Origin of the sequence: Streptomyces turgidiscabies Car8 (assembly GCF_000331005.1) — a bacterium.
Taxonomy (GTDB): Bacteria; Actinomycetota; Actinomycetes; order Streptomycetales; family Streptomycetaceae; genus Streptomyces; species Streptomyces turgidiscabies.
This window is the reverse complement of record NZ_AEJB01000205.1, coordinates 21,048-34,749: the sequence shown is the minus strand read 5'-3', so window position 1 is coordinate 34,749 and position 13,702 is coordinate 21,048. Positions and strand designations below refer to the sequence as shown.

14 protein-coding genes are annotated in these 13,702 nt (G+C 70.0%); 10 read left to right on the top strand and 4 right to left on the bottom strand.

Annotated features, from left to right (window positions below):
• The first annotated feature begins 8 nt into the window (after positions 1-8).
• The 7 genes from ybeY to STRTUCAR8_RS12825 all read left to right on the top strand — a co-directional run bounded on the left by ybeY (position 9) and on the right by STRTUCAR8_RS12825 (position 6,406).
• Complete coding sequence (gene ybeY, locus STRTUCAR8_RS12855) at positions 9-506, top strand: rRNA maturation RNase YbeY (RefSeq protein ID WP_006376101.1); 498 nt, start codon at positions 9-11, stop codon at positions 504-506.
• A complete protein-coding gene (locus STRTUCAR8_RS12850) occupies positions 503-1,816 on the top strand; it encodes a hemolysin family protein (protein ID WP_006376117.1) in 1,314 nt (437 codons plus the stop codon). Before ybeY ends, STRTUCAR8_RS12850 begins: the two co-directional genes overlap by 4 nt.
• Complete coding sequence (locus STRTUCAR8_RS12845; protein ID WP_006376103.1) at positions 1,813-2,172, top strand: MmcQ/YjbR family DNA-binding protein; 360 nt, start codon at positions 1,813-1,815, stop codon at positions 2,170-2,172. The genes STRTUCAR8_RS12850 and STRTUCAR8_RS12845 overlap by 4 nt, the downstream gene beginning before the upstream one ends.
• A 292-nt stretch (positions 2,173-2,464) precedes the next feature.
• Positions 2,465-2,824 carry a cytidine/deoxycytidylate deaminase family protein gene (locus tag STRTUCAR8_RS12840; RefSeq protein ID WP_006376147.1) on the top strand — a complete coding sequence of 120 codons (360 nt, stop codon included), beginning with the start codon at positions 2,465-2,467 and terminating at the stop codon, positions 2,822-2,824.
• A gap of 274 nt (positions 2,825-3,098) precedes the next feature.
• Entirely contained in the window at positions 3,099-3,596 is a 498-nt protein-coding gene (locus STRTUCAR8_RS12835) for a hypothetical protein (protein ID WP_006376146.1), read from the top strand.
• 255 nt (positions 3,597-3,851) lie between these two features.
• Complete coding sequence (locus STRTUCAR8_RS12830) at positions 3,852-5,183, top strand: WxL domain-containing protein (protein ID WP_044472106.1); 1,332 nt, start codon at positions 3,852-3,854, stop codon at positions 5,181-5,183.
• A gap of 179 nt (positions 5,184-5,362) precedes the next feature.
• Positions 5,363-6,406 carry a WxL protein peptidoglycan domain-containing protein gene (locus tag STRTUCAR8_RS12825; RefSeq protein ID WP_006376119.1) on the top strand — a complete coding sequence of 348 codons (1,044 nt, stop codon included), beginning with the start codon at positions 5,363-5,365 and terminating at the stop codon, positions 6,404-6,406.
• Here STRTUCAR8_RS12825 and STRTUCAR8_RS12820 read toward each other — a convergent pair.
• Together STRTUCAR8_RS12820 and STRTUCAR8_RS12815 are read right to left on the bottom strand one after the other, a co-directional pair.
• Positions 6,300-6,638, bottom strand: coding sequence for a P-II family nitrogen regulator (locus STRTUCAR8_RS12820; protein WP_044472094.1), 339 nt, complete (start codon positions 6,636-6,638; stop codon positions 6,300-6,302). The two genes, STRTUCAR8_RS12825 and STRTUCAR8_RS12820, sit on opposite strands and share 107 nt — an antisense overlap.
• Positions 6,635-7,954, bottom strand: a complete 1,320-nt coding sequence (locus tag STRTUCAR8_RS12815) for an ammonium transporter (protein WP_044472105.1) — start codon at positions 7,952-7,954, stop codon at positions 6,635-6,637. Before STRTUCAR8_RS12815 ends, STRTUCAR8_RS12820 begins: the two co-directional genes overlap by 4 nt.
• 253 nt (positions 7,955-8,207) lie before the next feature.
• Between STRTUCAR8_RS12815 and era the strand changes: the two genes are divergently transcribed.
• The gene (gene era, locus STRTUCAR8_RS12810; protein WP_179200568.1) at positions 8,208-9,191 is read left to right on the top strand and encodes a GTPase Era; all 984 of its coding nucleotides are present in this window, start codon (positions 8,208-8,210) and stop codon (positions 9,189-9,191) included.
• 324 nt (positions 9,192-9,515) lie between these two features.
• Entirely contained in the window at positions 9,516-10,313 is a 798-nt protein-coding gene (locus STRTUCAR8_RS12805; RefSeq protein ID WP_006376094.1) for a hypothetical protein, read from the top strand.
• A gap of 290 nt (positions 10,314-10,603) precedes the next feature.
• Here the strand turns inward: STRTUCAR8_RS12805 and STRTUCAR8_RS12800 are convergent, their stop codons facing one another.
• Positions 10,604-11,452, bottom strand: coding sequence for a helix-turn-helix transcriptional regulator (locus STRTUCAR8_RS12800; RefSeq protein ID WP_006376104.1), 849 nt, complete (start codon positions 11,450-11,452; stop codon positions 10,604-10,606).
• 122 nt (positions 11,453-11,574) lie between these two features.
• Between STRTUCAR8_RS12800 and STRTUCAR8_RS12795 the strand changes: the two genes are divergently transcribed.
• Positions 11,575-12,429 (top strand): NAD-dependent epimerase/dehydratase family protein, encoded by an 855-nt coding sequence (locus tag STRTUCAR8_RS12795; RefSeq protein WP_006376134.1) that lies wholly within the window; start codon positions 11,575-11,577, stop codon positions 12,427-12,429.
• A 15-nt stretch (positions 12,430-12,444) separates the two neighbouring features.
• On the opposite strand, the gene STRTUCAR8_RS12790 is transcribed toward STRTUCAR8_RS12795, so the two are convergent.
• A complete protein-coding gene (locus STRTUCAR8_RS12790; protein ID WP_044472093.1) occupies positions 12,445-13,701 on the bottom strand; it encodes an MFS transporter in 1,257 nt (418 codons plus the stop codon).
• Position 13,702: the final 1 nt, after the last annotated feature.

Sequence of the window (13,702 nt, the reverse complement as noted above, 5' to 3'; positions counted from 1 at the left end):
CCAGCACCATGTCGATCGACGTCAACAACGAGTCCGGAACCGAGGTCGACGAGCAGGCGATCCTCGACATCGCCCGCTACGCGCTCGCGCGGATGCGCATCCACCCGCTCTCCGAACTCTCGGTGATCGTCGTGGACGCCGACGCCATGGAGCAACTGCACATCCAGTGGATGGACCTGCCCGGTCCGACCGACGTCATGTCCTTCCCCATGGACGAGCTGCGCCCGCCGTCGAAGGACGACGACGAGCCGCCGCAGGGGCTGCTCGGTGACATCGTGCTCTGCCCCGAGGTCGCCGAGCAGCAGGGCAAGGACGCCGAGACGCAGCACTCCATGGACGAGGAACTCCAACTCCTCACCGTCCACGGCGTGTTGCACCTCCTCGGCTACGACCACGAGGAAGCGGACGAGAAGGCCGAGATGTTCGGCCTCCAGGCCGCCATCGTCGACGGCTGGCGCGGCGAGCAGGGAATGACCGGCCCGTCGCCCGCCCCGACGGTGTCATGACCCCCCAACTCGTCACCGGTGCCATAGCGCTGGTCGTCGTCGCCTGGCTCGCCGCCTGCGCGGAGGCGGGCCTCGCGCGTGTCTCCAGCTTCCGCGCCGAGGAAGCGGTACGGAGCGGTCGGCGCGGCAGCGCCAAGCTCGCGCAGATCGCCGCCGACCCGACCCGCTATCTCAACGTGGCACTGCTGGTGCGCGTGGTCTGCGAGATGGCCGCCGCCGCGCTCGTCACGTACGCCTGTCTGCAGAAGTTCGACAAGACCTGGCAGGCCCTCGCCGTCGCCATCGGCGTGATGGTGCTCGTCTCGTACGTCGCGGTCGGTGTCTCGCCGCGCACGATCGGGCGTCAGCATCCCCTCAACACGGCCACGGCAGCCGCGTACGTCCTGCTGCCGCTGGCCCGTGTCATGGGGCCGATCCCCTCCCTCCTCATCCTCATCGGCAACGCCCTCACGCCCGGAAAGGGCTTCAGGCGCGGCCCGTTCGCCTCCGAGGCGGAGCTGCGCGCGCTGGTCGACCTGGCCGAGAAGGAGTCCCTGATCGAGGACGACGAGCGCCGCATGGTGCACTCCGTCTTCGAGTTGGGCGACACCCTCGTACGGGAGGTCATGGTCCCGCGTACGGATCTGGTGGTCATCGAGCGGTACAAGACGATCCGGCAGGCCCTCACCCTCGCGCTGCGCTCCGGGTTCTCGCGCATACCGGTCACCGGGGAGAGCGAGGACGACGTCGTTGGGATCGTCTATCTGAAGGACCTGGTCCGTAAGACGCACATCAGCCGGGACGCGGAGAGCGAGCTCGTCTCGACGGCGATGCGGGCCGCCGCCTTCGTGCCCGACACGAAGAACGCCGGTGACCTGCTCCGCGAGATGCAGCGCGACCGCAACCACGTCGCCGTCGTCATCGACGAGTACGGCGGCACGGCCGGCATCGTGACCATCGAGGACATCCTCGAGGAGATCGTCGGCGAGATCACCGACGAGTACGACCGTGAACTCCCGCCCGTCGAGGAGCTGGGCGACGAGCGGCACCGGGTCACGGCCCGCCTCGACATCACCGACCTCGGCGAGCTGTACGGCCTGGAGGAGTACGACGACGAGGACGTGGAGACGGTGGGCGGCCTGCTGGCGAAGGCGCTGGGCAGGGTACCGATCGCCGGGGCCTCGGCTGTCGTCGAACTGCCCGACGGACGCGAACTGCGGCTCACGGCGGAGGCCGCGGCCGGCCGCCGGAACAAGATCGTGACGGTGCTGGTGGAGCCCACCGACCACGCCGGGGCGCCGGAAGAGGAGAAGCAGGGGAGCGAGTCGTGACCCCGCAGGAGCTGCGCGACTTCTGTCTGTCCTTCAACGCCGCCGTCGAGGACTTCCCGTTCAGCCCGGAGATCTCGGTCTTCAAGGTGCTGGGCAAGATGTTCGCCCTGTCCTGGCTGGACAACCGGCCCCTGACGGTCAATCTGAAGTGCGACCCGCAGGACGCGATCCGGCTGCGCGCCGATCACCCGGGGCTGATCATCCCCGGGTACCACATGAACAAACGGCACTGGAACACGGTGACGGTGGACGGCGAGCTGCCGGGGCAGCTCGTGCGGGAGCTGGTCGAGGACAGTTACGACCTGGTGGTGGCCGGTCTGCCGCGCGCGGAGCGGTTGCGGCTCGACCGGCCCTGACAGGCACTGCGGACGGCCCATTGGGGACAGATGCTGCGGACGGGCCTCAGTACGGCAGGATGCGGCCCGACGGGGTCCTGCGGTCGATGGGGAGGTCGCGGGGCGAAGGAGCGCTGGGCCGACGGATGACGCGGATGCGGGTCTGGCGGTTCATAACGCCTCCTCATGGCTCGCGGTTCCTGGGTCATGCCCTGATCACCGGCACCTGATACCTGTTCTTGTGTGACTTCCTTGTGTCATGAAGCCTCAGGTGGCCCCAGCAGGGGACAAACCGCGTAAGTATGCTCGTGGCATGACCGAAAGCAGCGCGCTCGACCTCGATCCCGAGGACCGCAAGATCGTCACCCTGGCCCGCTCCGCCCGGGCCCGCAACGGGGTCCCCGAGGGGGCGGCGGTACGGGACGAGACGGGACGTACGTATGTCGCCGCCACGGTCTCCCTCGACTCACTGAAGCTGAGCGCGCTGCGGACGGCGGTGGCCATGGCGGTGGCGTCGGGCGCGAAGTCGCTGGAGGCGGCGGCTGTAGTCACCGGCGCGGAGGAGGTACCCGCGGCCGATCTCGCGGCCGTACGGGATCTGGGCGGGCCCGCGACCCCGGTGCACGTGGCCGCGCCGGACGGGGTGGTCCGGCTGACGGTGTCCGCCGGGTGAGGTGACGCCGGGAGCCCGTACGAGGTGAGTCCGGGAAGTACGTACGAGGGTCGGTCTTCGGCCACTTTCGTGGTCCCCCGGAAGAACCAGCAGAGTGTCTCTTGTAATCGCGAGCAACCCACGCATCAATGGAACCCGCTCTTCCGACGGACCGTCAGATTCCCCCGCGCGGCGCCCCGCACCCGCCCCGCGGCTGACCGCACCCGGCCGTCGTACCCCCCACGTCGCAATTCCCCACATGGCAATTCCCGTACCAGGGAAGGGAATCCGATCGATGAGAAGCACGTCAGTACGCCCGCCTGCGAGCAGGCGGCTCGGTATCGGTGCGGTACTCGCGGCGGGCACGCTCGCCGTCACCGGTCTGGCCTTCGCGCCGGCCGCTGCGGCGGTCGCCCCCACCAGCGCGACAGTCACGTACAGCTGCGGACTGTTCGGAGGCGGTTCGACCGTACTCTCCGCCACGCAGGACGGCACCACGGCCACCATCACCGTCACCTCGAACATCAACGCCCCCCTCGCCCTCGCCGCCGACTCCATCGCCTCCACGCTGACCTTGGGCAAAGCCGGCGGTGGGACCACCGCCTTCACCGGCACCAAGAACCCGGCCACGGCCAGCGGAACTCCGGTCGTCGTCGGTCCGTTGACCGGAACCGTCGCCTCCGGCGACAGCCTGGACGCGGGCGGCGGCACCCTCAAGATGGTGCTCTTCGGCATCACCGTGACCTGCACCCCGACCGGAAACCAGTCCCCGGGACCGTTCGTCTACGCGTGACGGTCCGCCTCCCCGCACCCTTCTGAAGTGCGGCCGGCGTCGCTCGCTTCGCAGCGGCGCCGGCCGTTTCCGTCCGGGAAGCCGTTAACCGACGAGAACTGATGGACCGTCAGTTCACTTTCGGTGGACCCCCGTTATTTGGTGAGATGGCATTGACTTCTCACACAACCTGCACATCAATGGCCCCCTGTCGGCGCAGATGAGCCGCTGCGCCCGCATCCCTCAGAGGGGGCAACCATGGCCAATTCGGCATCCATGGGTTCGACCGGTCGAAGACGACGACGCCTGGCCGCGCTTCTCGGGGCGACCGCGCTGGCGGTCACCACGGGTGGTGCGCTGGCCGTCCCGGCCGGCGCGCTCTCCACGGCGTCCGCCGCCGTGGACTACGCCACACACTGCGTACCGCCGCCGATCGCGGGCCTTCCGCCCATCGACGGCACCACCACCGGACAGATCACGGTGGACAACACCGCGCCCAAGGTCGGCGACACCGTCACCGTGACGTACACGGTGGTCAAGCCGGCCGCGAGCAATCCCACCGATCTCGCCCTGCCCGCCGACATCATGACGCCCACCGGAAAGGTCAGCCTCGGCGGAGCGCAGACCGGCGACATCACCGTCACGGGGCCCAAGAAGAACGACCCCGTGCCCGGCAAGGGCGCGTTCCCGCCGTTCTCGATGACCGGCACCTTCACGGTCACCGCGCCCGGCGCGATCACCCTCTCGCCCGGCGACTACAACATCCACACCAGCTACATCCTTGAGCTGGACACGCCCTGCACGCTGATCACCCCGCCCGCGCCCGTCTCCGAGACGATCACGGCGACGGACGGGACCCAGACCAACACCCGTGCCATCACGCTGGGTTCGGCCTCCGGAGCACCCGGGGCCGGGGTCACCGTGAACGGCGCCAACTTCACCGCCGGTGCCACGGTCACACTCGCCGGCCGGTCCGGGGCCTCCCAGACCGCCGACACCGCTACCGTGACCGCCGACTCTCAGGGCGCCTTCAGCGGCACCCTCGCCGTCAGCGACAAGACGACGACCGGTGTCGTGGCGTACGAGGGCAGCGCGTGGAGCGACAGCAAGGGGGCCGGTCCGGCCGCCTACGTCGTCATCGACGACACGCCCATTCCCGACAACAGCCAGAAGCTCACCACCATGGTCAAGGCCGGCGATCTGTCCATGACCCAGGCGGGGGACTCCGTCCAGCTGAAGACGGTCGACTTCGGCAAGGGCGGGCCCTCCACGGGCTCGCTGCAGCCTGTCACCGTCAAGGACTTCCGCGGCGGACCCGCGGGCTGGTCCCTGACGGGCAAGGTCACCGACTTCACCGGGCCCGGCGCCAAGATCGATGCCGGCAAGCTCAGTTGGACCCCGGCCTGCACCACCAAGGCCGGCAGCCCCAGCACCTGCCGGCCCGGGTCCCCCGGTGTGGTGGGCGGTACGGGAGCAACCCTGGCCTCCACACCCGACGGAACGGTCACCGGCGGCGAGTTCACCGTCGACGCCGGACTGTCGCTGGACGTACCGGCGTTCACCCCGCCGGGCACCTACTCCGGCGTACTCACCCTCACCCTCACCTGAGTGACGTCCGCCCGGACAACGCTCAGCCGATCAACCAGCACCTGAACAACCGGCACGCGAAGTAGCAACACGCGAAGTACCAGCACACACGAACTACCAGTTCCTGAACGGCTGTTCGTCATCCGGTGGCCGGGCGCGCACCCGCCCGCCACCTACCTCGTCCGTGGGGGTCCGCACCCATGCGTAAGCCGTACGTCCTCCTCGCGCTCCCCATGTTCCTGCTGGCAGCGCTCGGCACGTCCCTCCTGACGTCCGCCCCCGCCCGGGCCGCCGACAACGGCAGCTGGTCGGTCTTTCCCGTCGCCTCCGCGGTGGCGCAGCGCCCGTACTTCTATCTCTCCGCCGATCCCGGTACGTCCGTCAAGGACACGGTGGCCCTCACCAACAAGACCGGCAAGCCGCTCACCTTCCGGTTGTACGCGGCCGACGCCTACAACACCGTCCGCGACGGCGGGTTCGCCGTACGCACCCTCGCCGAGAAGCAGCGCGGCGTCGGCGCCTGGGCACGGCCCGTGAAGTCCCGGGTCACCGTGCCTCCGCACAAGTCGGTCACCGTGCCCTTCACCCTCAAGGTGCCCGAAGGGGCCGAACCCGGCGACCACGTGGGCGCGTTGGTCGCCCTCGACGAACGGATCGACACCGGCGACGGTTCCCTCGCACTCGGGGTGCAGCGGGCGGTCGGGGCGCGGATCTATCTGCGGGTGAGCGGGCCGGCCGTCTCCGCGATCGCCGTCGAGCAGGTCAGGATCAGCCACCACCAGCCCCTCGTGCCCGGCCTCGGCGACAGCACCGCCACGATCTCCTACACCCTCCACAACACCGGGAACGTCACCCTCGACCCCCGGGTGGAGGTGCGGGCCGAGGGCCTGTTCGGCCGTACGCTGCTCGCCCGCGACCTCACGAAAATCCCCTCCGAGCTGCTGCCCGGCCAACGCGTCAGGCTCACCGAACCCTGGCAGGACGCGCCCCAACTCGACTGGGGCGACGTCACGTTGACGGCGTCCGCCAAGGACACCCGCGAGTCGGCGAGCGTGTCCTTCTTCGCGCTGCCGTGGCTCATGGCGGTGGTCGTGGTGGTGTTCGGGGCGGCCGGGTCGGTGCTGGGGGTCAGATGGTTCAGAGGGCGTCGGGACCGCGCTCGCCCGTCCGAACCCGGACCACCGTCTCCACCGGAAGAGCCCACACCTTCCCGTCCCCGATCTTTCCCGTTCGCGCGGCCTTGACGATCGCGTCCATCGCCGCGTCGGCGTCCCCGTCGTCGACGACGACCTCGATACGGACCTTCGGGACGAGGTCGACCTGGTACTCGGCGCCGCGGTACACCTCGGTGTGGCCGCGCTGACGGCCGTAGCCGCTGGCCTCGGTCACGGTCAGACCCTGCACACCGAGTTCCTGGAGCGCGGTCTTGACCTCGTCGAGGCGGTACGGCTTGACGATCGCGGTGATGAGCTTCATTCCTGGCTCTTGACCTTCTGCGCGGAGGAGTGGGAGGAGTGTGCGGCGGACGAGACCGGGGCGCCGTGGCCCAGGACGCCGTGATCGTATGCCGTCTCGGCGTGCACCGTAAGGTCGAGGCCGGTGTGCTCCTCGTCCTCGCTCGCCCGGAACCCCATGATCTTGTCGATCGCCTTCCCGATGCCGTACGTGACGGCGAAGGCGTACGCCCCGACGGCCAGCACGGCGACGGCCTGCCTGCCCAACTGGCCGAGCCCGCCCCCGTACAGCAGCCCCTCGGCCCCGCCGGTCATGGACTCGGTGGCGAACACGCCGATCAGCAGCGTGCCGATGACTCCGCCGACCAGGTGGACGCCGACGACGTCGAGCGAGTCGTCGTAGTTGAGTTTGAACTTCCACCCGACGGCGTACGAGCAGACGAGACCGGCGGCGAGCCCGACGACCAGGGCGCCGAGGAGCGAGACCGACCCGCAGGACGGGGTGATGGCCACGAGGCCGGCGACCGCGCCGGAGGCCGCACCCAGGGTCGTGGGGTGGCCGTCGCGGCGCTGTTCGACGAAGAGCCAGCCGAGGAGGCCGGTGCAGCCGGCGGTGAGGGTGTTGAGGAAGGCGGCGGCGGCCAGCCCGTTGGCGCCGAGCGCGGAACCCGCGTTGAACCCGAACCAGCCGAACCAGAGCAGACCGGCGCCCAGCATGACCATGGGCAGGTTGTGCGGTCGCATGGCATCTCGCCTGAAGCCGAGACGCGGGCCGATGACCAGGCAGAGGGCGAGCCCGGAGGCGCCGGAGGTGATCTCCACGGGCAGGCCGCCGGCGAAGTCGAGGGCGCCGAGATGGTCGAGAATCCAGCCGCCCGGGCCCCACACCCAGTGCGCGACGGGAACGTATACGAGCAGCGCCCAGACGGGTACGAAGACCAGCCACGCCCCGAACTTCGCCCGGTCGGCGACCGCGCCGCTGACCAGGGCTGCGGTGATGACCGCGAAGGTGAGCTGGAAGGTGGCGAACAGGAGGGTGGGCACAGTGCCCCGCACGCTGTCGGGCCCGAGCCCTGCCATCCCCGCGTGCTTCAGCCCGCCGATCAGCCCGCCGCCGACGTCGTCCCCGAACGCGAGGGAGTAACCGGCGGCCAGCCACACCACCGTGACCAGGGCGATCGACACGAAACTCATCATCAGCATGTTGAGCACGCTCTTCGTACGGACCATGCCGCCGTAGAAGAGGGCGAGGCCCGGGGTCATGAGGAGCACGAGGGCGGTGGCGGCGAGCAGCCAGGCGGTGTCGCCGGTGTCGATCCGGGCAGCGGCCAGGTTCACGGTCGTCACGGTGTCTCCGGTCTCTCCAACGGGGGCAGGGGCTCGTCAGAGGGTCACCGGTGTGCGTTTCGGGTTCCGTACGGGGGTGTTTCCGGCACGTTTCGTGTTGCGCGGGCGTTTCCGGAAGCTCACCGGATGCTCCGGCGGCTCTCCCGGAGGCCTACCGGTGGGCCTCCTGCCGGGTGCCCTCGTGGGTGCGCCGGACGGGTCCGGAGGGCCTCGGCGTGCGGTGGGTCTCCGTGGATCAGGGACAATGGGCGCCATGAGTGTCCGTACCCCGTCATCCGAGCCGTCCGAGCCGTCCGTCGCGTCGCAGTCCTCGGCCGCGCACCGCGCCGGTTTCGCCTGCTTCGTGGGCCGCCCGAACGCGGGCAAGTCCACCCTCACGAACGCTCTGGTCGGCCAGAAGGTGGCGATCACCGCGGACCAGCCGCAGACCACGCGGCACACGGTACGGGGCATCGTGCACCGTCCGGACGCGCAGCTGATCCTGGTCGACACCCCTGGCCTGCACAAGCCGCGCACACTGCTGGGCGAGCGCCTGAACGACGTGGTGCGGACGACGTGGGCCGAGGTCGACGTCATCGGTTTCTGCCTCCCGGCGAACGAGAAGCTCGGCCCCGGTGACCGCTTCATCGCCAAGGAACTGGCGGCGATCAAGAAGACGCCGAAGATCGCGATCGTGACGAAGACCGACCTGGTCGAGGGCAAGGCGCTGGCCGAGCAGCTCATCGCGATCGACCAGCTCGGCCGCGAGCTGGGGTTCGAGTGGGCGGAGATCGTGCCGGTCTCGGCGGTCGCCGACAAGCAGGTGGATCTGCTGGCCGACCTGCTCGTCCCGCTGCTGCCCGAGGGGCCGGCGCTCTATCCGGAGGGTGACCTCACGGACGAGCCGGAGCAGGTCATGATCGCGGAGCTGATCCGGGAGGCGGCGCTGGAAGGCGTACGCGACGAGCTTCCCCACTCGATCGCGGTCGTGGTCGAGGAGATGATCCCCCGCGAGGACCGCCCCGCCGACAAGCCGCTGCTCGACATCCACGCGTTCGTCTACATCGAGCGGCCGAGCCAGAAGGGCATCATCATCGGCCCGAAGGGCAAGCGGCTCAAAGATGTCGGCATCAAGAGCCGCAAGCAGATCGAGGCGCTGCTGGGTACGCCGGTCTTCCTGGACCTCCATGTGAAGGTCGCGAAGGACTGGCAGCGGGATCCTCGCCAGCTGCGGAAGCTGGGGTTCTGAGGGCGGGGTCATCCGGGCCGGGGTTTTCGGGGTACGGCCGCTGCGGCTCGGGCCGGTTTTCCCACGCGCCCGCCCGTTTACGGTCCGTTTGCAGGGCACCCTCGAACCACCCTCGTACCCCCGGTGCCGGGCAGCGCGGCTTCAGGTCCTGCCACGGTGTCCTGCCACAGCCGTGTAACAGCGGCCCTACGGGTACAACTCGCACCCCACCTCGTCGGTCGAACCTGGTGTGTCGCACACCTGCGCCGCGGCGGAACCGGTACCGCTCGGCGCGACTCCTCCAGTCCCGACCGAACTCGGAGTTGAACCGTGCCCAGGAAAACCATGTCGACGCGGCTTGCCGCAACCGCCGCACTCCTGCTCGCCGCGGGCGCCCTGTCAGTACCCGCCGCCTCGGCAAAGCCCGCGGACGCCGCTCCTGTCCGCGCCTACACGCTGACCGTGACCACCAACCCCACCAGCACCAGCTTCGACAGCCGAAGCGTCGACGTCACCGGCTCCCTCACGAAGGCCGACGGCACTCCGGTGCCCAACATCCCGGTCGCCGTCCAGGAGATCGTCCTTTTCGACTCCTGGAACCCCTGGGGCGACCCGATCGACCCGACCGACTACGAGCCGCGTGACCTGGGCAGGCCGGTCACCGACGCCAAGGGCAATTTCACCATCCGCGACGTCGACATCGACCACGTGACCACCAGCAGCCTGCTCAGCGTCCGCCGCCAGGTGAACATCGCCGCCTCCTGGGACGAGGACGGCAACCCCAACACCCCGCAGGACGGCTACTACGCGGACACCGGAGTGGCCCTCAAGACCAGGGCCAGCACCGTCAGTTACACGGTCAACAAGAGGAAGGTGAAGGCGGGAACCATCCTCACCGTCCAGGGCAAGGTCAACCTCCCCAAGGGCGTCGAGCGCCAGGGCACGGAGGTCTTCCTGCAGACCTACTGGGAGAACCAGTACCGCGTGAAGACGACCGCCGAGGAGGACGGCTTCTTCGTGATGTCCGTACGTGTCCGCGGCTACGACGACAGGTTCGTCCTGCGCACGGCTCCGACAGACCTCTACGTGTCGGGCGCCACCAAGCGACTCCCGATCATCAACCTCTCCCTTCCGCGCAGGTAGTACGCGGCACAAGGGGTCCCGGCCCCTCGGGGCCTGACGACGGGTCACTTCCGCATGAAGCCCCTCGACAGATCATTGAGGGGCTCTTGTGCTTTCATCTTGTGCTTTCAGGGCGCTGACGTCCTTCTGATTCGTCGCTCTGGGCATGGTCGTCAGTCATGGACGTACTACGGAACGATCCGTTCCGTATACCGACGGCCCAATGGGCCCCGGTGCTGACTGAGGCAGCCTCGAACCCGGGGGCCAACGCCCCGGTGACAGACGAAACCCCCGGCGCCCTTCGGCCCGCCTCACACCCCCTGAGCCGACAGATCCTGCGTCCCCACCACCCGGAGCAGCCGCAGCCGCTCGTACGACTCCGTGCCCGGGCGGGCTGTGTGCACGATCAGTAGTTGGCGGTGGTCGTGGGCCAGCATGATCTCGCAGTCGAGCTCCAGTGTTCCCACCACCGGATGTACGAACCGCTTCGTCGCGGCCCGCCGTACCGCCACCTCGTGCGCCTCCCACAGCCGCGCGAACTCCTCGCTCCCTGACCGGAGTTCGGCCACCAGGGCCCTCGGCACCGGATCGTCGGGTCGGGCGGCGGCGACCGCTCGCAGGTTCGCGACGTGGGCGCGGGCGTGTTCGGCGAGGTCCTCCGGCGGGAACAGTGTGCGGGCGGCCGGGTCCAGGAAGAACCGGCGCAGCAGGTTCCGCTCCCGGGGTGGACGGGCCGACGTGTCCCCCGTCAACGCGCTCGCCATCGCGTTCTGCGCCAGCACCTCCCCGCAGTCGGTGACCACCTGTGCCGGGGTGTCGTGCAGCCGGTCGAGGATCAGCAGCAACCCCGGCCGCACATGCTGGGACACGCTGTCCCGCCGGGGCGGCTCCTCGCCCGCCAGGTGGAAGAGGTGGTCCCGCTCGTCGTCGGTGAGGCGCAGGGCCCGGGCCAGGGCGGCCAGCATCTGGCGGGACGGGTGCGGCCCCCGGGACTGCTCCAGGCGTGTGTAGTAGTCCACCGACATACCGGCGAGCGACGCCACCTCCTCGCGGCGCAGACCGGGCGTACGGCGGCGGGCGCCGGGCGGGAGTCCCACCACCGAGGGCTCCAGACGGGCACGCCCATGGCGCAGGAAGTCGGCGAGTTCGGCTCGGTTCACCCTCCCAGGATGTCGCCGCCCGCCCGCCTTATCCAGGGACTGCTGATCCCCTGATCCACGGGTCTCTCCCGCGCTCGGCGACGCCGCCCGAGGGTGGTGTTCCCAGACCGAAGGAGAAGATCATGCTGACACTCGTGACGGGTACGACGGGACAGGTCGGCCGGCGCTTCCTGCCGAGGCTGCTGGCGCAGAGCCGGCAGGGGGAGCGGGTACGCGTCCTGGTGCGGGACGCGGCGCGGGCGGAGCGGTTCGCCGAGCTGGGCGCCGAGGTCGTGGTCGGGGACCTGCGCGACACGGAGGCGCTCGGCAAGGCGGTCGCCGGAGTGGACGCGGTCGTGAACGTCGCGGCGTCCTTCCGGGGGGTGCCGGACGAGGAGGCGTGGGCCGTCAACCGGGACGCGGCGGTGGAGCTGGGCCGCGCCGCGCTGGCAGCGGGCGTGGGACGGTTCGTGCAGGTCAGCACCCAGTTGGTGTACGGCACCGGACGGGGGCGCCCGTTGACCGAGGAGGACGAGAGCCGGCCCGGCGGTGAGATGTGGGGCGCCTATTGCGAGTCGAAGGCGGCGGCCGAACAGGAACTGCTCGCGCTGGACGACATGGACGTCCGCGTCGGCCGGCTCCCCTTCGTCTACGGGGAGGGTGACCCGCACCTCGCCCAGTCGCTGATGTGGGCCCGGAACTGGGCGGCGGCCCAGCGGCTGCAGATGGCCCACCACGCGGACGTCGCCCAGGGCCTGCTCCGTATCCTGCACGCACCGGGCATCGTCGGCCGGATCTACAACATCGGCGACCACGCCCCCGTGACGGCCGTCGAACTGCACCAGCTCAACGGGGTCGAGGTCCCCGCCGAACTGCACGAGAACACCGACCCCGACCCGTGGTTCGGGATCGTCTCCACCGAGCGCATCCGCCGGGAACTCGGCTACCGCCCCGTGTACCCCAGCGTCTACGCGGCCCGGGACGCAGGCGCCCTGTGAGCCGGCGGCCGGGAGTCAGTCGACCCCCCTGATCCGTCCCACCAGCACCGCCCCCGCCAGTCCGATCACCGCGGCCACCAGATAGAGCATCCGGTATCCGCCCAGATAGGTCACGATCGGCGCCGCGAGGACCGGTGCCATCACCTGGGGCAGGGCGTTGGCGACGTTGATGACGCCGAGGTCCTTGCCCCGGTCCATCGCCTTCGGCAGCACGTCCGTCATCAGGGCGAAGTCGACCGACGTGAAGACGCCGAACCCGACGCCGAGGACCGCCGACGCCACGATCGCCCCCGGCCAGGTCTGCCACACCGCCAGCGCGGCCGTCGCCACCGCCATCAGCACCCCCGACCAGATCACGAACGGCTTGCGCCGGCCCACCCGGTCCGACCAGACCCCGCCGACGACCACCGTGGCGACCAGCGTCACGCTGTTCACCGCCGTCAGGATCAGGACACCGCCCTCGGGGTCGGAGTAGTCGAGGCGGTCGCGCAGGTAGTACAGCAGGTACAGCAGCACCAGCGCGTTGCTCAGGTTGATCAGGAAACGGGTCAACCAGGCCCAGCCCAGGTCCGGATACCGGCGCGGGCTCAGCCAGAACCCGGCCAGGAAGGTCCGCCAGGACCACAACGGCCGCTCCTGGGCCGGGAGTCGCAGATCCTTGTGCCGCAGGACGTACGGCAGCACGCCCAGCAGCGTGAACGCGGCGCACGCCGCATAGCCGGCGCCCACCCCGCCCGCCGCCGTCGCCAGACCCGTCCCGCCGACCACGCCGAGGATCTGCGCGGCGCCCAACCAGCCGCCCACAGCGCCTCGTTGAAGCCTGGGAACCTGGTCGGGCACGGCCGCCGTGACGGCGGCGAAGGCCGCGTTCAGGGTCAGCTGGACCAGACACCACCCCGCCACCATCGTCCACAGCCCGCTCGCCCCGGCCAGCAGGAGCAACGACAGCGCACCGCCCGCCGCACCGGCCACGATCCACGGCGTACGGCGCCCCCACCGCGACGTCGTGCGGTCCGACAGCGCCCCGAAGAGCGGGTTCGCCGCCAGTGACACCAGGGCGCCCGCGCCCGCCACCCAGGCCAGCATGGTCTCCTTCGACATCCCGGTGCCGGGCGCGAAGTCCTCGGCCTGGGAGGCGAGCAGGATCTGCAGCGGCCCGAACCAGCCCACCCAGATCGCCCCGTTGGCGAGCGAGAGGGAGGCGGTCCACCCCCGTCCGACCCGCTGCGTGGGCTCGGCGAGCGCACCTGCCGAGCGGGACACATCAGTCATC